Genomic DNA, 18,277 nt, shown 5'->3' with positions numbered 1-18,277 from the left:
TCAGCTATCCGTTTGCTCCGCGCGCCGCTGCTCATCATCGGCGCGCAGATCGGCTAACAAGGCATGCATATAGCGCGAACGCCTAACGCCGCCCTCAAGACGATGCAAACACTCTTCTTCCAGGCTTATCTGGTTCTGCTGTGCTGCCTGCTCTAACAAGCGGTACAAATCCGCATCAAGATCCAAAGTCAATTTAGGCATACCTGCCCCTCCTTTTCCCGCACCCACTGGCCTGCACTAAAGCAGACAGTGTGGTTCTCCCCGCCCTTGCACGGCAGCTTGCTCCTCGGCACTGAGCAAATCGCCAAGCGGTTTTTCCAGCAACGCGGCAGCGGCCTCCAGCACATGCGCCCAGCTCGCCTGGTTGGCGAACAACATGCCGGCTTCATCCAGGGTGCCACCTCGATTACGGTAGCCCAGCACACGGCTGTGTCGAGCCTCACCCAGCAGCGGCCACAGATGCCCACGGGCAACTTCCGGGCGCATATGGGTGAGCAGCACACGCTTTATGCTGGCAGCCGGGAATAACCGCTCAACCCGCTCGGCATCAACAATCACCGCCTGTTCCCAGGTATCGCGAGCCGCACGAAAACGCCCCGGTTCTTGCAAGTAAACCAGACGCCAGGCGCACCCGGCCGCGCTCAGACGAACGGCCGCGCGCTGCATTTCCGCCAACTGATAACTGCCGGTGGCGATCAGCAGCAAAGGCTGCTCGCCTTGCTTCTCAGCCAGCACAACAGCGCCATCCTGCGCCAGCTGCTCGGCCTGTTCGCGAGTGAATGCACAAGGCCGCTCACGTTTGGCAATCACCATGCAAGCGATCTGACCACGCGCCTGGTAGATGCCTGGCAGCAGCGCCAATACCGAATTGTGGTCGGCTGGAAATACCACCCGCACCATATCGCTCATCTCACCGAGCAAGGCCTCACAGAAGGTAGTGTCCTGGTGCGATTGCTGATTCTTGCCGTTCTCCCAGGTGTGCGAGGTGGCCACTAGCGGCCAGCCGAGCCAACCTGCAGCGCGCCCCGCCTCTTTTTGCTGCCGAGCAAAAATGATCCGCTGGCGCACCGCGCCGAGCATCTTCACGCAGAAGGCCTCATAGCTGGCCACCAGATTCAGGCCACCCTGGTTGGCCAGGCAGGCAGACACCACGGCTTCTTCATTGAGCGCAGTGATGATGGCGCCATCCAGCGCTTCCTGTTCGCTCTCCGGCGCGGTCACCCGGTGCTTGAGCGCCTTGAGGACGCCGCCCAGGCGATTGCTGGCCAGTTCATCGGGGTTACCGACCCGCGGACGCAACTGCGGGTTGGCCTGCACCATATCGACAAAGAAGCGATCCAGGGCCAGCATCGGCGAGCAGGCACCGTCCTGATACTGCAATGCGGGCAATTGCGGCAGCGCTGGGTGACGCAGCGCCAGCGGGTTATCGCGCTCCAGCGCGCGGGAACCTCGATCCGCAAACAGCGTGCAGGCGGCGCGCAGCTCATCCGGAGCGACCCAGAGCTGCGCCGCATGCTGATTGAACAGCTCGCGGGCGCCGCTATCGGTATGCGGATTGGCCGGTAACGGCAGGTTGTGCGCCGCATTGCTGCCAGCGCCATAGAAGCCGAAGCCCTTAAGCGTTTCGGCAATGCCATAGGGCATCGGCAGCGGATAGCTCAGCACGCCATCACGCAGCTCCTGCACGCGCCGGCCCAGGCGCTGCTCCATGTCCCACAGCGCGCAAACAAAGGCGGCCGGATCGCGGCCATCGAAACTCACCGGGTCAAAACCGCAATGACGCAGATGCTCGCGAAAATTCGCCAGCCCGGCGGGCGTCGCCAGTTCGGTACGCTGCTCGATGCGCCGGCCGTTGGCGATCATCAATGGCAACGCCACGCCGCAGTCTTCGGCACGCCACCAGCGCGGCATCCAGTCACTGCCGCGTTGCTCCTCGGCCGCGCCATCGGAGAGAAACGCCACCAGCTTCTCGCCGGGTAGCGGCAGATGGGCATATTGCAGCTCGGCAAAGCCCAGATAACCGCCTTCGGCAATGCCGCCAGCCGTGTGCGGGTTGACGTGGCTGCCCAGCGGCGCGCTGACCTGGCCAGCCGCGTTCTGTACATAGCTGTAGAAATCCGCCACCAGTTGGCTCATCCCCGCCTCGTCACAGGGGTAACGCTCGGCCTGTTCCGGGTGCTGATTGGCCGTCAGCAGGTTGAGCGCCTCAATGGCTGCCACACAGTGGCCCTGGCCCATCAGCCAGCCACGGGTTTCCCCGGTCAGGTTATTCAACGCCAGGTAACCGGCATAGGCCGGCACCATATTCAGCGCGCCACCGGTATGCCCTTCAGGTGAGGCCTTGAAGTCCTCTGCAGCCAACGCCACGCCGTCGAGGCGCACGCGCTGGGCATAGGTCATATGCACTACCAGCCACAGCCCTGCAGCTGTCAGTCGATCCAGCGCGTGAAAGTGACGGTAGACACTCGGCAGATCCGCCTGCACGCCGGCCTGCACCAGCTGGTGGGCCATACGGTAGACCGCTGCGCAGGTCTGCGGACTGTGTTGCAAAGGGCCATAGCCGCGCTGCCAGGCGGCGAAGGTTGGCTCAAGGCGGGCATGCTCGGCCAACTCGCTGGCGCTGGGGAATAACTGGGTCATATGCGGCTCCGATAGTTTGAGACAGCTTAGAGCGCGGGATACAGGCAGATGCTGACCTGTATCAAAACCCCCGGTTGCTTGATAGGACAGCCTTAAGCTCCACCCATTCAACGTGTTCAAGGATTAGCCATGGCCCTGCTCAATTTCCTCGGCGCGATTCAACAAGTCACCGGTTCCTGTTACCTGATCGAAAGCCGTGATGGCGCACGGGTATTGCTCGACTGCGGCATGCGTCAGGGCCGCCGCGAAGAGGAAGACGGCAACCGCGCGCCGTTTACCTTTGACCCGCACAGCCTGGACGCCGTGGTGATTTCCCACGCGCATATTGACCACACCGGCCTGCTGCCCAAGCTCACGGCGGCCGGCTATCGCGGGCCGATCTTCGCCACCGATGCGACTTGTGAGTTGATGGAGTTGATGCTGCTCGACGCCGCGTTTCTTCAGGAAAAAGACGCCGAGTGGGAAAACAAATGGCGCGCGCGGATGGGCAAGGCGCCAATCAGCCCGCTGTACACCACCACCGACGCCGAACAGGCGCTGAGCCAACGCCGGCCAATGATTTATGGCGAAAGCCGCGAAGTGGCCAAAGGTGTGCAGGTCACCTTTCACGAGGCCGGGCATATCCTCGGCTCGGCGATTGTTGAACTCGTCGTGCAGGACCATCACCTGACCCGCCGCCTGGTGTTCTCCGGCGACCTGGGCAATACCTGCTCGCCCTTGATGCAAGACCCCAGCACGCTGAGCAAAGCCGATGTGGTGCTGCTGGAGTCGACCTATGGCGACCGCGATCACCGCTGCAGCGAGGACACCCTGGACGAACTGCTGGAGGTTCTGCAGCAGGCCCATCGCGACGGCGGCAACGTGCTGATCCCTGCCTTCGCCGTCGGCCGCACCCAGGATCTGATCTACTACCTCGGGCGCTTCTATCAGCAAGGCCGTTTGCCGCAACAGGCGGTGTTTCTCGACAGCCCAATGGCGATCCGCGCCAACGCTATCTATTCACGCTTTCAGAACCAGTTCGCTGCCGAAGACCGCGCGGCGCTGGCAGCCAAAAAGGTCAAGCGCATCGAAGACTGGCTACCGATCCTGCGCTGTACACCCAGCGCGGAAGAGTCGATGGCGATCAACCGGATCAAGAGCGGCGCGATCATCATCGCCGGCAGCGGCATGTGCACCGGCGGACGCATCGTCCATCACTTCAAGCACAACCTCTGGCGCGAGAATTGCCACCTGATCTTTCCGGGCTTCCAGGCCAAAGGCACGCTCGGACGCAGCATTGTTGATGGCGCGCAGAACGTGAAAATCCTTCACCAGCGCATCGCCGTGAAAGCCAAGGTGCACACCCTCGGCGGCTTCTCCGCGCATGCCGGGCAAGCGCAGCTGCTCGACTGGGTCAGCCACTTCGAGCACCACCCCGAGCTGTACCTGGTGCATGGCGAACTGGAGAAGATGCAGGCCCTGCAACTGGCCTTGCGCGAGCGCCTGAACTGGATCGCCAATATTCCTGAACCTGGCGAACAAATCGCCCTCTGATGCAGTCCTGGCATAGGCTGGCGGTAACTGCCCGCCATTATGCGCCGCACAATCCGACAGCCAGCAGCCATACTCAGGACAAGGCCGACGCGGCAATAGCCTGCTCGGTCGGCAACCAGAAGGAGAAGTTGTATGCCCGATGAATCGGACGATTTTCTGTCTCGGCATTTTCAAACCAGCGGCGTCGATCTGACTCGCAAAGTGGAAGAACTGGGCATCCTCGCCGCACCGCCCGACAGCCCCAACACCAAGCTCTACCAGGCCATGCTCGACACGGTTGTGCGCATGGCGCAAGCCGACCGCAACCGCTGGGATGCCAAGATCATGCTGCAAACCCTGCGCGAAATGGAGCATGCCTTCAGCACGCTGGAGCAGTTCAAACGGCGGCGCAAGGTCACCGTCTTCGGCTCGGCACGCACCCCGGCCAGCCACCCGGTTTACCGCCTGGCCCGCGAGCTCGGTGCGACCCTGGCCAAACACAACCTGATGGTCATTACTGGTGCCGGTGGTGGCATTATGGCGGCCGCCCATGAAGGTGCCGGGTTGGAAAACAGCCTGGGTTTCAATATCACCCTGCCCTTCGAGCAAGGCGCCAATGCCACCGTGCAAGGCAGTAACAACCTGCTGTCATTCCACTTCTTCTTTCTGCGCAAACTGTTCTTCGTCAAGGAAGCCGACGGCCTGGTGCTCTGCCCAGGTGGTTTCGGCACCCTGGACGAAGCGTTGGAAGTGCTGACCCTGATCCAGACCGGGAAAAGCCCACTGGTACCCGTAGTGCTGCTCGACCAGCCTGGCGGTACTTTCTGGACCAGCGCCCTGACGTTTTTGCAGGAACAGCTGCAAGACAACGGCTATATCCTGCCCAGCGATATGCGCCTGATGCGCCTGGTACACAGCGCCGAAGAGGCCGCCGAGGAAATCGCCCAGTTCTACCGCAACTACCACTCCAGCCGCTGGCTCAAGGAGCGCTACGTGATCCGCCTCAACCATGCGCTGAACGCGGCGGCCATGCAGCAGCTAAATAATGAGTTCCACGACCTGTGCACGCACGGCGACTTTCAGCAGCAAGCGCGCTGCGACTCCGAACAGGACGAGCCGGAGCTGTGCCATATGACGCGCCTGGCTTTCGCCTTTAATGGACGCAACCACGGCCGCTTGCGCGAACTGCTCGACCTGGTCAATCAGTCGCACAACTGGGCGGAAAACGCCTGACCTGTCGCCCAGCCGATAGCCTGCTTGCGGGCTATCGGTAATTGCGGCTCAGCTGGCTGACGGAAAAGGTCAGCCACACGCATTTCAGTACGGAAAGCATTGGCTTCCCGTACTGCAGCAGCATCGGCATGTGGAAGTAAGTAATGGGTAAACGGAAGGACTGATACAGGCAGCCCGAACAACAGCCAGCTTCGGCTTAATCGTCCAACGCACCGCGTAACAGGCGCCCGATCAGCTCAGGCGGATAACCCCTATAACTGAGAAAGCGCCCCTGCTGGGCACGCTCGCGGGCATCACGGGGTAGCTCACCGGCAAACTTGCGTTGCCAGGTTTCCTGCAGATGTTCACGCCAGTCAATACCACTGTCGCGCAAGGCCTGCTCAACATCGACACGCGCCAAGCCGCGCTGGGTCAGCTCTTCACGAATACGCAACGGCCCATAGCCTGCACGCGCGCGGTAGCTGACAAAAGCCTCCAGATAACGCGCCTCAGACAACAGCCCTTCTTCTGCCAGACGATCAAGAGCGGCTTCGATCAACTCATCCGCCGCCCCACGACTGCGCAACTTGCGGGTCAGTTCGACCCGGCCATGTTCGCGCCGTGCCAGCAGATCCATGGCCGCCCGCCGCACCGCGACGGGGTTATCCAGAGCAATGGACATAGGCAGGTAAATCAGGCGTCGGCGTCAGCCAGGTCATCGGCCGTAGAGTTGGCCTTGACCGTCGGACTGACCACCAGCAACTTCTCACGGATCAAGCCTTCAATGGTGCGTGCCACTTCCGGGTTGTCTTCCAGGTACTTGGCCGAGTTGGCCTTGCCCTGACCGATCTTGTTGCCCTGGTAGCTGTACCAGGCACCGGATTTTTCCAGCAGACCGAGCTGCACGCCCAGGTCAATGATCTCGCCGTTACGGTAGATGCCCTTGCCGTAAAGAATCTGGAACTCGGCCTGACGGAACGGCGGCGCGACTTTGTTCTTCACGACCTTGACGCGGGTTTCGCTGCCCACCACTTCGTCGCCTTCCTTCACCGCGCCAGTACGGCGGATGTCCAGACGAACCGAGGCGTAGAACTTCAGCGCGTTACCACCGGTGGTGGTTTCCGGGCTGCCGAACATCACGCCGATCTTCATGCGGATCTGGTTGATGAAAATAACCAGGCAGTTGGCGTTCTTGATGTTGCCGGTGATTTTGCGCAGCGCCTGGCTCATCAGGCGGGCCTGCAGGCCAACGTGCATATCGCCCATTTCGCCTTCGATTTCCGCCTTCGGCACCAGGGCCGCCACGGAGTCGATCACGATTACATCGATGGCGTTGGAGCGCACCAGCATGTCGGTGATTTCCAGGGCCTGCTCGCCGGTATCCGGCTGCGAAACCAGCAGGTCGTCGACATTGACGCCCAGCTTGCCAGCGTATTCAGGATCGAGCGCATGCTCGGCATCGACGAAGGCGCAGGTGGCGCCGAGCTTCTGTGCTTCGGCGATCACCGACAGAGTCAGGGTGGTTTTACCGGAAGACTCAGGGCCGTAGATTTCAACGATACGGCCTTTCGGCAGACCGCCAATGCCCAGTGCGATGTCCAGACCCAGCGAGCCGGTGGAGATAGCAGGGATCGCCTGACGATCATGATCGCCCATGCGCATGACCGCACCCTTGCCGAATTGCTTTTCAATCTGGCCCAGGGCTGCCGCCAAGGCGCGCTTCTTATTCTCGTCCATTTAAGTCCTCACGTAATCAAGAAGGGCCAGCTAGCGGCCACCAACAACTGTATAAGTAGACAGTATTATTCCACAGGGCAAGTCGCCCGCCTACCCCGCGTTTGGATTTTCTTGCGCAAGCAGGCGCAACAGCCCAGCCAGTGCGGCCTCGACCGTTTGTCGGCGAACTTCGTTGCGGTCCCCGGCAAACTGCCGACGCACGCTGAATAACTGCTCACCATCGCCCCAAGCCAGCCAGACCGTGCCCACCGGTTTCTCCGGCGAACCACCATCAGGCCCCGCCACACCGCTGACCGCCACCGCAAAGCGCGCTCCACTATTAACCTGCGCCCCTCGCACCATGGCCTCGACCACCTCCTGGCTAACCGCCCCAACCGTAGCGAACAGCGTCTCGGGCACGCTCAGCTGTTTGGTTTTCTGCGCATTGGAGTAAGTGACATAACCGGCTTCAAACCAGGCAGAGCTACCGGGAATCCGCGTTATCGCCTCGGCAATACCGCCGCCGGTGCAGGATTCGGCGGTGGTCACCTGGGCCTTGGCGGCAAGCAATTGTGCGCCCAGCTCGGCAGCCAGTTGGGTCAAGGCATTTTCATTAGCAGTCATCTGCACTCCGGGGTTAAAGCCAGCCAGGCCGATACCGTACACTAGGCGCTTTTGCGATTCAGCCGGACAGTTAAAACGATGAGCCAAAGCGACCTCAGTTCTCACACGCCGATGATGCAACAGTACTGGAAGCTGAAAAATCAGCACCCGGAACAGCTGATGTTTTACCGCATGGGCGACTTCTACGAGATCTTCTACGAGGACGCGAAAAAGGCCGCCAAGCTGCTGGACATCACCCTGACCGCCCGTGGCCAATCCGCCGGCCAAGCGATTCCCATGTGCGGGATTCCCTACCACTCGCTGGAAGGCTACCTGGCCAAGCTGGTCAAGCTTGGCGAATCGGTGGTGATCTGCGAGCAGATCGGCGACCCGGCCACCAGCAAAGGCCCGGTGGAACGTCAGGTGGTGCGCATCATCACCCCCGGCACTGTTAGCGACGAGGCGCTGCTCGATGAGCGCCGCGACAACCTGCTGGCGGCAGTGCTGGGTGACGAGCGCCTGTTCGGCCTGGCCGTGCTGGATATCACCAGCGGCCGCTTCAGCGTGCTGGAGATCAACGGCTGGGAAAATCTGCTGGCCGAGCTGGAACGCCTGAATCCAGTTGAACTGCTGATTCCCGATGACTGGCCGCAGGGCTTGCCCGCAGAGAAGCGTCGTGGCGTGCGCCGCCGCGCGCCCTGGGACTTCGAGCGCGACACAGCTCATAAGAGTCTGTGCCAACAGTTTGCTACCCAGGACCTGAAAGGCTTCGGCTGCGAGAACCTGACCCTGGCCATCGGCGCCGCCGGCTGCCTGCTGGCCTACGCCAAGGAAACCCAGCGCACCGCCCTGCCGCACCTGCGCAGCCTGCGCCACGAACGCCTGGACGACACGGTGATTCTCGACGGCGCCAGCCGCCGCAATCTGGAGCTGGACATCAACCTGGCGGGCGGGCGCGAGAACACCCTGCAATCGGTGGTTGACCGCTGCCAGACCGCCATGGGCAGCCGCCTGCTGAGCCGCTGGCTGAACCGCCCACTGCGTGATCGCAGCATTCTCGAAGCACGCCAGGAATCGATTGCCTGCCTGCTGGAGCGCTACCGCTTCGAAACCCTGCAGCCGCAGCTCAAGGAAATCGGCGATCTGGAACGCATCCTCGCGCGTATCGGCCTGCGCAATGCGCGCCCGCGTGACCTGGCGCGCCTGCGCGACGCCCTCGCCGCGCTGCCCACACTGCAGATGGCCATGGCCAATCTGGAAGCGCCGCACCTGAGCGAGCTGGCGGGCGTGGTCAGCACCTACCCGGAACTGGCCGAGCTGCTGGCCCGGGCGATTATCGACAACCCACCGGCGGTGATCCGCGATGGCGGTGTGCTCAAGACCGGCTACGACGCCGAACTGGACGAGCTGCAATCGCTCAGCGAAAACGCCGGCCAGTACCTGATGGACCTGGAAACCCGTGAAAAGGCCCGCACCGGCCTGGCCAACCTCAAGGTCGGCTACAACCGCGTGCACGGCTACTTTATCGAGCTGCCGAGCAAGCAGGCCGAATCGGCCCCGGCCGACTATATCCGCCGGCAGACCCTGAAAGGCGCCGAGCGCTTTATCACTCCCGAGCTCAAGGAGTTCGAAGACAAGGCGCTGTCAGCCAAGAGCCGCGCTCTGGCCCGCGAGAAGATGCTCTATGACGAACTGCTGGAACTTCTGATCGGCCACCTCGGCCCGCTGCAGGACAGCGCTGCCGCCCTGGCGGAACTGGACGTGCTGAGCAATCTGGCTGAACGCGCGCTGAACCTGGACCTCAATCGCCCACGCTTTGTCGATGAGCCGTGCATGCGCATCGATCAGGGGCGCCACCCGGTGGTTGAGCAGGTGTTGACCACGCCGTTTGTGGCCAACGACCTGAGCCTGGACGATGACACGCGCATGCTGATCATCACAGGGCCGAACATGGGTGGTAAATCCACCTATATGCGCCAGACCGCGCTGATCGTACTGCTGGCGCATATCGGCAGCTTCGTCCCGGCGAAAAGCTGTGAGCTGTCACTGGTTGACCGCATCTTTACCCGTATCGGCTCAAGCGACGACCTGGCCGGTGGCCGCTCGACCTTTATGGTGGAGATGAGCGAAACCGCCAACATCCTGCACAACGCCACAGAGCGCAGCCTGGTGCTGATGGATGAAGTCGGCCGCGGCACCAGCACCTTTGACGGCCTGTCGCTGGCCTGGGCCGCCGCCGAGCAGCTGGCCAAGCTGCGTGCCTACACCCTGTTCGCCACGCATTATTTCGAGCTGACCGTGCTACCAGAAAGCCAGCCCATCGTGGCCAACGTGCACCTGAATGCCACCGAGCACAATGAACGCATCGTCTTCCTCCATCACGTGCTGCCTGGCCCTGCCAGTCAAAGCTATGGTTTGGCGGTAGCGCAACTGGCGGGTGTACCGAATGAGGTGATCCTGCGTGCCCGCGAGCACCTGGCGCGCCTGGAAACCACCAGCCTGCCCCATGAACTGCCGCCGACGCAGCCAGGTCAGACGGCGGCTCCGATGCAAAGCGATATGTTCGCCAGCCTGCCGCACCCGTTGCAGGAAGAATTACGCAAGATCAACCCGGATGATCTGACTCCGCGTAAAGCGCTGGAACTGTTATATACATGGAAGACACGCTTCTAACGTTATTGCGTGCGAACTGTTAGAATCGCGCGCATTTTTATGACTGCCCGACTTAAAGCCTGAGCCGTGGCCATTACCCCTAGCCTGCTGAAACCCGCATAGAACGGGGCAGGCTGGCGCCCGAGGAGAGAATCAGAAATGACCTTCGTCGTTACCGACAACTGCGTCAAATGCAAATACACCGACTGCGTAGAAGTCTGCCCGGTGGACTGCTTCTACGAAGGCCCGAACTTCCTGGTGATCCACCCGGACGAGTGCATCGACTGCGCACTCTGCGAGCCTGAGTGCCCTGCACAAGCCATCTTCTCCGAAGATGAGGTGCCGGAAGATCAGCAGGAATACATCGAACTGAACGCTGATCTGGCCGAAGTCTGGCCGAACATCACCGAGAAGAAAGAGTCCCTGCCGGACGCTGAAGAGTGGGATGGCGTGAAGGACAAGCTGCAGTATCTGGCGCGCTAGTACTTAGCTGCGCTGGCCGCACAAAAACCCGCCTTGCGCGGGTTTTTACTTTTCTGCAGGGTCAGAACCTTCTAGAACAAGGCTTACAGAGCGACCAACAAATACCAGACACATAAAACGCAGACAAAAAAAGGGGCGACTCGCGTCGCCCACTCTTTTGTCCCTAGTCCCTGTATTTCCCAGCTCATCTTCCTGATGAATCGCCTCTTGCGATGTCCTGATTGTCTTCCTGACAACCTGTGCTTGTCCCTGAGCACAGGTGTAATACTAACGATTTCCGCCTTCCTAACAAGCGCTGAAAACTCCATTCAAATGGTCTTTAGCCTTCGCCAGTAAAATTAAATATTGTTTTAAAACAATAACTTAAAACAACACAGAGCACTTCGCCGGCCGCCTTGCGCACCAATGGCTTACGCACTCTGTAAGCAATGGCTTACACAAGCACTCACAAAACTCGCCAGCAATATCTTCTGGTGACATCTATGACGCTCACTAGAGAGTGGCGGCCATGGAACACAGGCACAAAAAACCCGGCCAGGGCCGGGTTGAGTGTTAACGCATCAAGCTCACTGGAACAGTGAGTCGCTCGACAGGCCATTCTTTTCCAGAATCTCCCGCAAACGCTTGAGGGCTTCGACCTGAATCTGCCGAACGCGCTCACGGGTCAGGCCGATTTCCTGGCCAACTTCTTCCAGGGTGCAGCTTTCATGGCCGCGCAGACCAAAGCGGCGAATCACCACCTCACGCTGCTTGTCGGTCAGCTCGGACAGCCACTGATCGATGCTCTGTGACAGATCATCATCCTGCAGCAACTCGCAGGGATCGGTCGGACGATCATCGGTCAGGGTATCGAGCAGGGTTTTGTCCGAGTCCTGGCCCAGTGAGACATCCACCGAGGAAACACGCTCATTCAAGCCGAGCATGCGTTTGACTTCGCCCACCGGTTTTTCCAGCAGGTTGGCAATTTCTTCTGCAGAAGGCTCATGGTCGAGCTTCTGGGTCAATTCGCGAGCTGCGCGCAGGTAGACGTTGAGCTCTTTCACCACATGAATGGGGAGGCGAATGGTACGGGTCTGATTCATGATCGCCCGTTCGATGGTCTGGCGGATCCACCAGGTGGCATAGGTCGAAAAACGGAAACCGCGCTCAGGGTCGAATTTCTCCACCGCGCGAATCAGACCGAGGTTGCCCTCTTCAATCAGATCCAGCAGAGACAAACCACGATTGACGTAACGCCGAGCGATCTTCACCACCAGGCGCAGATTGCTTTCAATCATGCGCTTGCGGCCGGCAGGGTCGCCCTTCTGCGCCAGGCGCGCAAAGAACACTTCTTCTTCAGGAGTCAGTAGAGGGGAAAAGCCGATTTCGTTGAGGTACAGCTGAGTGGCGTCGAGCGCGCGGGTGTAATCGATGTACTTATGCTGTTTGCTGCTGGTCGCGGATGCTTTGGTTTTGCTGCGGGAAAGTGGCGGTTGCGCTTCTTCGTCTGAATCATCGTCAAGGACAATAGCAGGCTCCATCAGGAGCACTTCATCATCGACGTCAAACTCCGGCGCTTCTTTTTTATTGAGAGCCATTTTTGTTATTCCTTGCTGAGTTCGACAGCAAGCCCTGGCGAGACCAAATCCCTGGTTACACCAAAGCCTGTCCCTCCCACGTGGTGGAGACAGGCTAGCGCAAGATCAACGTCGCGGCAGGTATTGCAACGGGTCGACAGGTTTACCTTGGCGGCGCACTTCAAAGTGAAGTTTCACCCGGTCGGTTCCTGTGGAACCCATTTCGGCAATTTTCTGCCCGGCTTTGACCTGTTGCCCCTCCTGCACCAACAACCTGCGGTTGTGACCGTAGGCGCTTACGTAGGTATCGCTATGTTTGATGATCACTAATTCGCCGTAGCCCCGTAAACCACTCCCGGCGTAGACCACTGAACCATCAGACGCAGCTAAAACAGGCTGGCCCAATTCTCCGCCGATATCAATGCCTTTATTCAAACTGCCGTTTGAGGAAAAACGCCCGATAACCGGCCCATTGGACGGCCACAGCCAACCCGATGCAGAGCGCTGCGTCGGCGGTAACGCGGTGACGCTTGGCGTGGTTTTCACCGGCGCTGGCGGTTGGGTTTGTGCGGGCTTGGTTTGAATGGGTGTGCTAGGACGGCCGGGCGGCGGCGTGCTAACCACAGGAGCCGTCGCTACCACGGGCGGGCGACTGGCAGACTGCCCATCAAAGCGGATGATTTGGCCAACGCGGATCAGGTAAGGCGGCGCAATGCCATTGCGGGCAGCCAGCGCCTTCCAATCCCAGCCGAAGCGAAAGGCAATCGAGTACAGCGTATCGCCACGTTGCACTTGATACTGGCCACTGCTGACCGGCTGGCGCTGCGGTGCCTGAGTGGCGCCGCCCTGGGTACGGTCAACCACCTTGACGCCACCCGGAGGCGGGCTTGCACAGGCGCTGAGCAGCGCACCGAAGACAAGGCCACTCAACAGGGTACGAGCACTGCTGGCGCGAATCGGCAATTGAATGGCTGTGAAACTCACCTGCATCTCCCTCGGGCAAAACTGCTTACATCTAACTGGCGTGCATTGTGCCGCAATTATGGGTTATCACCAGCGCTTTGCGGATTGCGCCCGGCCAGCCACTCTAGACCCAGCACCAGCAGAATGCCGGCAATCGCCAGGGCAACGGCCAACAGCAACTGCGGGTCCTGGCCGCTGATTTCGGCAAATTGCGCAGGCCAGAGATTGGCTTGCAACAGTGGCACCTGCTCACCACGGCTATCGGCACGCCAGGTCAGGGTTTCCTTCCAGGGCCAGATCTTATTCAGCGAACCGACCATCAGCCCGGTCAGAAACGCCAGCGTCAGGTCACGCCAACGCGCCAGCAGCCAACGCAGAATCCCGGCAAAGCTGACAATCCCCACCAGACAACCACTGGCAAAAATCAGCAGCACACTAATATCCAGCCCCTTCACCGCCGTCAGCACAAAGCTGTAGAGACCCAGCAGCACCAGAATAAAGCTGCCGGAGATACCCGGCAGAATCATCGCGCAAATGGCAATAGCGCCGGCAAAGAACAGACTCAGCGGGTCATGCCCCAACTGCAGCGGCGACGCCACGGTAATCCAGTAGGCGAATGCCGCCCCCAGCACCAGGCTGACAACCCGCGTCCAGTTCCAACGCTGGACTTCGCGTACCACCAGGTGCGTGGAAACCAGAATCAAACCGAAGAAGAACGACCAGACCGGAATCGGCTGCTCATCCAGCAGGTAGGTGATCAGCCGCGCCAGGCTGAGCACGCTGGTCATGATGCCCAGCAGCAGCACCAGCAGAAACGTCGCATTGGCGGCCTTCCAGGCCTCGACGATACGCCCGCGCAGAAACAGCCCTAGCGCTACCGGCACGCTGGCAATCGAGCGCAACAGCTCGTCATAGATACCGGTAATAAAAGCCACAGTGCCGCCGGATACGCCGGGCACTACGTCGGCTGCGCCCATGGCAATGCCTTTGGCGTAGAGCAGGAAATACTTCTTCATGAGTTCATCCGTAAACAATCGAGTCAGGCCAGAGGCCCATTAAGCAAGGGCACAAAGCGCACCGCATCCAGCACATGTCGGGAGAAGCCGTCTTCTTCACGGACGATCAGCAGCAATTCCTGCACATCACCCGCCCCGACCGGAATCACCAGACGCCCGCCCGGAGCCAGCTGATCGAGCAACGCCTGCGGCACGTTGGCCGCTGCTGCGGTAACGATGATGCCGTTGTATGGGCCCAGAGCATTCCAGCCTTCCCAGCCGTCACCCCAGCGAAATACCACATTGCGCAGATTGAGCTGGGTCAGACGCTCCTTGGCTTTTTCCTGCAGGCTCTGGATCCGCTCGACGCTAAACACCCGCTCCACCAGCTGAGCCAGAATCGCAGTCTGATAACCCGAGCCGGTGCCAATTTCCAGCACCTTGTCCAGCGGACCTGCCGCCAGCAGCAGCTCGCTCATGCGCGCGACCATATAGGGCTGCGAGATGGTCTGGTTGTTGCCAATCGGCAGCGCCGTGTCTTCATAGGCGCGATGGGCCAGGGCCTCATCGACAAACAGATGACGCGGCGTGCGACGGATGGCTTCCAGCACATGGGCGTTGGATAGGCCTTCCTCGTAAAGACGCTGAATCAGCCGCTCGCGGGTACGCTGCGAGGTCATACCTATACCGCGGTGGTGCAATTCGTCCTGTTCACGGCGGATCACAGCAAACCCTCCAGCCAGGGTTGCAGGCTGTTGAAACCGTCCATAAAGGTGCGATCCAGCTGCAGCGGGGTGACCGAGACATAACCCTGCATCACTGCATGGAAATCCGTGCCCGGGCCACCGTCTTCCGCATCACCGGCCACCGAGATCCAGTAACCCTCTTTACCACGCGGGTTGACCACCTTTACCGGCGCCGCAGCGCGGGCGCGATGGCCCAGGCGAGTGAGCTGAATGCCGCGGATATGCTCCAGCGGCAGATTGGGAATATTCACGTTGAGTACGGTGCGCGGCGGCAGATCGAGCTGCTCGTGCGCTTCGACCAGCTTGCGGGCGAAATAGGCCGCGGTGGCCAGGTTATCCGGCATGCGGGAAAGCAGGGAGAAAGCAAACGCCGGACGGGCCAGAAAACGCCCTTCCAGAGCCGCTGCGACGGTGCCGGAATACAGCACGTCATCGCCGAGATTGGCGCCAAGGTTGATGCCCGATACCACCAGGTCCGCCACGTGCGGCAACAGGCCGTTAAGGCCCAGGTGTACGCAATCGGTCGGTGTGCCATTGAGGCTGATATAGCCATTGGGCAAGGTGGTCGGGTGCAGCGGGCGGTCGAGAGTCAGCGAGCTGCTCGCGCCGCTCTTGTCCTGATCAGGGGCAATCACCGTGCACTCGGCATAGTCAGCCAGCGCCGCATGCAGCGCAGCAAGGCCTGGCGCAGCAACGCCGTCATCATTGGAAATCAGAATACGCATGGGTTGTCCGTCTGCCCTGCAGGCAACAGATCGACGAGCTCACGCACCAAGACGGTGGCGAAGCATCCAGCCGGCAGGACGAATTCCAGTTGCAGAATGTCAGACTCGGGATAATGCCACGACAGGCCGCCAATGGGGAGGCGCAGGATACGCCGTTCGTGCGTCATGTCCGCTTCTGCCAACCAGTCGACCAGAACGCTTTCGCGTGCGGCCAGATCCTGCTCCAGCGCCTGCGCCACGCCGCCGGCGCTAGAGACACCTGCGCCCCACAACGGGCCCGTCGGATGCAGATCAAGAATCGCCAGGCGCGGATCGCTGCACTCCGCCTCGCCGGCAGCAAAGAAGCTGCGGCTGTCGGTAAAGGCCAGTAGATCACCGAGCAGCGCCTGATTCCAGGTGCCGGCAGCTACCCGCTCGGCCAACACCTGATTGAACAGGTAACTGCGCGCCGCCGAGAGCACCCGCGAACGCACATTGCGCTTCTCCGGCAGACTCTTGTTCGCCGCAAAATGCCGGGCATGGGCGACATTGCCGCCTTCATGGCCGAAGCGCTGCAAGCCGTAATAGTTGGGAATGCCCTGGGCGGCGATTTGCGTCAGGCGCTGATCCAGCGCCGCGCGATCCGCCGCCAGCTGAGTCAGGCGCAGGGTAAAGCCGTTGGCCGCATGGGCGCCGCGCTGCAGTTTGCGGCTATGCCGCACCTGCTTGAGGATGCTCAGGCTGGCATCTTCGGCTGCGCTCAAATCGGGATCGACTTTGCCCGGCAGGTGCAGGCTGAACCACTGACGGGTCAGGGCCTGGCGATCCTTGAGGCCGGCATAGCTGATCAACCGCAGCGGCACACCGGCAGCGCGGGCGATGCGTTTGGCCGCTTCCTCGGTGTTCAGCTCGCGCTTTTCCACCCACAGCCAGAGGTGTTCGCCCTCGCCGGCCAGGGGGATATCCAGCACTTCATCGACCTGAAAATCTTCCGCCACGGCCTTGAGCACCGCCGTACCGCAGGGCGCGCCATGGGCGCGCGGGCCCAGCAGTTCGAGTTCGTTCATCGGGCGACCAACAGCGCGACAGCATGCACGGCGATGCCTTCTTCACGCCCGGCAAAGCCGAGCTTCTCGGTGGTGGTGGCTTTGACGTTGACCTGATCCAGGCTCAGCTGCAGGTCTTCGGCAATCCGCCCGCGCATGGTCTCGATATGCGGCGCCATCTTCGGCGCCTGAGCGACGATGGTGGCGTCGACGTTACCGACCTGCCAGCCTTTGCCGTGAATAAGGCCGAGCACATGGCGCAGCAGCACACGGCTGTCCGCGCCCTTGAAGGTCGGATCGGTATCGGGGAAATGTTTGCCGATATCGCCCAGCGCGGCCGCGCCGAGCAAGGCATCACTCAAGGCATGCAGCAGCACGTCGCCATCGGAATGGGCCAGCAGGCCGAACTTATGGGAAATCTGCACGCCGCCCAAGGTGATAAAGGAGCCCTCGGTAAAGCGGTGCACATCGTAGCCGTGGCCAATACGCATAAGAAACAACGCCCTGAAAAAGTCAGGGCGTGATTCTAACTGAAAGCTGCCTATAGGAGCCGGCTAGCTGGCGAACCGAACGTCGCCCGCCAGCGCCGGTTCAGCTCAGCAGCGCCTTGGCGTGATGACGCAGATGGTCATCGATAAAGCTGGCGATAAAGTAGTAGCTGTGGTCGTAGCCCGGCTGCAGGCGCAGGGTCAGCGGATGGCCTGCAGCCTGCGCCGCGGCCTTGAGGGCATCGGGCTTAAGCTGGTTATCCAGGAAGTCATCACGATCCCCCTGATCCACCAGAATCGGCAGTTTCTCCGTCGCCTCGGCCAGCAAGGCGCAGGCATCCCATTCGCGCCAGCGCGAACGCTCATCGCCGAGGTAGCGCGAGAATGCCTTCTCGCCCCAGGGGCAGTTGCTTGGGTTGCTGATCGGCGCAAAAGCCGACAGCGACTGATAGCGCCCTGGGTTGCGCAACGCACAGACCAGCGCACCATGCCCGCCCATGGAGTGGCCGCTGATGCCGCGCTTGTCGGATACCGGGAAGTTCGCCTCGATCAGCGCCGGCAACTCCTGCACCACATAGTCGTACATGCGGTAATGCCGCGCCCAGGGCTCCTGCGTGGCGTTCAGATAGAAGCCCGCGCCCAGGCCGAAGTCCCAGGCCTTGTCCGGGTCGTCCGGCACCTCGGCGCCGCGCGGGCTGGTATCCGGCGCAACGATGATCATCCCCAGCTCGGCCGCCAGCTTGTGCGCGCCGGCCTTCTGCATAAAGTTCTCATCGGTGCAGGTCAGCCCGCTCAGCCAGTACAGCACCGGCAACGTACCGCCCTGCTCGGCCTGCGGCGGCAGGTACACGGCAAACACCATGTCGCAGCCCAGCACCGCCGAACGATGGCTGTAACGCTTATGCCAACCGCCGGCACTCTTCTGGCAGGAAATATTTTCCAAGGTCATGGGGCCTCCAGT

General features: G+C 61.0%; 17 protein-coding genes. 4 read left to right on the top strand and 13 right to left on the bottom strand.

Translation table 11 applies throughout. The features are described from left to right. Together P3C18_RS07575 and P3C18_RS07570 are read right to left on the bottom strand one after the other, a co-directional pair. Entirely contained in the window at nucleotides 1–201 is a 201-nt protein-coding gene (locus P3C18_RS07575) for a hypothetical protein (protein ID WP_160085108.1), read from the bottom strand. A 36-nt stretch (nucleotides 202–237) separates the two neighbouring features. Next, entirely contained in the window at nucleotides 238–2,640 is a 2,403-nt protein-coding gene (locus tag P3C18_RS07570) for a xylulose 5-phosphate 3-epimerase (RefSeq protein ID WP_275961216.1), read from the bottom strand. 129 nt (nucleotides 2,641–2,769) lie between these two features. On the opposite strand from P3C18_RS07570, the gene P3C18_RS07565 reads away from it, so the two are divergent. Both P3C18_RS07565 and P3C18_RS07560 read left to right on the top strand, forming a co-directional pair. Continuing rightward, a complete protein-coding gene (locus tag P3C18_RS07565) occupies nucleotides 2,770–4,173 on the top strand; it encodes an MBL fold metallo-hydrolase (protein WP_275961215.1) in 1,404 nt (467 codons plus the stop codon). A 132-nt stretch (nucleotides 4,174–4,305) separates the two neighbouring features. After that, the gene (locus P3C18_RS07560; RefSeq protein ID WP_275961214.1) at nucleotides 4,306–5,385 is read left to right on the top strand and encodes an LOG family protein; all 1,080 of its coding nucleotides are present in this window, start codon (nucleotides 4,306–4,308) and stop codon (nucleotides 5,383–5,385) included. A 196-nt stretch (nucleotides 5,386–5,581) separates the two neighbouring features. Here P3C18_RS07560 and recX read toward each other — a convergent pair whose 3' ends face one another. From recX to P3C18_RS07545, 3 genes are all read right to left on the bottom strand, one after another. After that, a complete protein-coding gene (recX, locus tag P3C18_RS07555) occupies nucleotides 5,582–6,046 on the bottom strand; it encodes a recombination regulator RecX (protein ID WP_275961213.1) in 465 nt (154 codons plus the stop codon). 11 nt (nucleotides 6,047–6,057) lie between these two features. Further along, nucleotides 6,058–7,101, bottom strand: a complete 1,044-nt coding sequence (gene recA / locus P3C18_RS07550; RefSeq protein WP_090248343.1) for a recombinase RecA — start codon at nucleotides 7,099–7,101, stop codon at nucleotides 6,058–6,060. Nucleotides 7,102–7,191: 90 nt separating this feature from the next. Further along, entirely contained in the window at nucleotides 7,192–7,704 is a 513-nt protein-coding gene (locus P3C18_RS07545) for a CinA family protein (protein WP_275961212.1), read from the bottom strand. Between the two features lie 78 nt (nucleotides 7,705–7,782). Here P3C18_RS07545 and mutS point away from each other — a divergent pair, with 78 nt between their 5' ends. Both mutS and fdxA read left to right on the top strand, forming a co-directional pair. Then, entirely contained in the window at nucleotides 7,783–10,356 is a 2,574-nt protein-coding gene (gene mutS, locus P3C18_RS07540) for a DNA mismatch repair protein MutS (RefSeq protein WP_275961211.1), read from the top strand. A gap of 138 nt (nucleotides 10,357–10,494) precedes the next feature. After that, nucleotides 10,495–10,818: a ferredoxin FdxA gene (gene fdxA, locus P3C18_RS07535; protein ID WP_275961210.1), complete on the top strand. Its 324-nt coding sequence runs from the start codon at nucleotides 10,495–10,497 to the stop codon at nucleotides 10,816–10,818. A gap of 566 nt (nucleotides 10,819–11,384) precedes the next feature. Here the strand turns inward: fdxA and rpoS are convergent. The 8 genes from rpoS to fghA form a co-directional block, all read right to left on the bottom strand. Beyond that, nucleotides 11,385–12,395, bottom strand: a complete 1,011-nt coding sequence (gene rpoS, locus P3C18_RS07530) for an RNA polymerase sigma factor RpoS (RefSeq protein ID WP_275961209.1) — start codon at nucleotides 12,393–12,395, stop codon at nucleotides 11,385–11,387. Nucleotides 12,396–12,500: 105 nt separating this feature from the next. Then, nucleotides 12,501–13,364, bottom strand: coding sequence for a peptidoglycan DD-metalloendopeptidase family protein (locus P3C18_RS07525; protein WP_275961208.1), 864 nt, complete (start codon nucleotides 13,362–13,364; stop codon nucleotides 12,501–12,503). A gap of 50 nt (nucleotides 13,365–13,414) precedes the next feature. Then, nucleotides 13,415–14,353 carry a DUF368 domain-containing protein gene (locus P3C18_RS07520; RefSeq protein WP_275961207.1) on the bottom strand — a complete coding sequence of 313 codons (939 nt, stop codon included), beginning with the start codon at nucleotides 14,351–14,353 and terminating at the stop codon, nucleotides 13,415–13,417. 23 nt (nucleotides 14,354–14,376) lie between these two features. Next, the gene (locus P3C18_RS07515) at nucleotides 14,377–15,012 is read right to left on the bottom strand and encodes a protein-L-isoaspartate(D-aspartate) O-methyltransferase (protein WP_275961604.1); all 636 of its coding nucleotides are present in this window, start codon (nucleotides 15,010–15,012) and stop codon (nucleotides 14,377–14,379) included. 41 nt (nucleotides 15,013–15,053) lie between these two features. Beyond that, nucleotides 15,054–15,803: a 5'/3'-nucleotidase SurE gene (surE, locus tag P3C18_RS07510; RefSeq protein WP_275961206.1), complete on the bottom strand. Its 750-nt coding sequence runs from the start codon at nucleotides 15,801–15,803 to the stop codon at nucleotides 15,054–15,056. Beyond that, nucleotides 15,791–16,849 carry a tRNA pseudouridine(13) synthase TruD gene (truD, locus tag P3C18_RS07505; RefSeq protein ID WP_275961205.1) on the bottom strand — a complete coding sequence of 353 codons (1,059 nt, stop codon included), beginning with the start codon at nucleotides 16,847–16,849 and terminating at the stop codon, nucleotides 15,791–15,793. Before truD ends, surE begins: the two co-directional genes overlap by 13 nt. Further along, nucleotides 16,846–17,319, bottom strand: coding sequence for a 2-C-methyl-D-erythritol 2,4-cyclodiphosphate synthase (ispF, locus tag P3C18_RS07500; protein WP_275961204.1), 474 nt, complete (start codon nucleotides 17,317–17,319; stop codon nucleotides 16,846–16,848). The genes truD and ispF overlap by 4 nt, the downstream gene beginning before the upstream one ends. A gap of 100 nt (nucleotides 17,320–17,419) precedes the next feature. Next, nucleotides 17,420–18,265 (bottom strand): S-formylglutathione hydrolase, encoded by an 846-nt coding sequence (gene fghA / locus P3C18_RS07495; RefSeq protein WP_275961203.1) that lies wholly within the window; start codon nucleotides 18,263–18,265, stop codon nucleotides 17,420–17,422. Between the last annotated feature and the right edge of the window lie 12 nt (nucleotides 18,266–18,277).

The organism is Pseudomonas sp. 1928-m (assembly GCF_029269135.1).
Lineage (GTDB): Bacteria > Pseudomonadota > Gammaproteobacteria > Pseudomonadales > Pseudomonadaceae > Aquipseudomonas.
The sequence above is the reverse complement of the archived record's forward strand: the minus strand, read 5'-3'. Positions and strand labels throughout refer to the sequence as shown.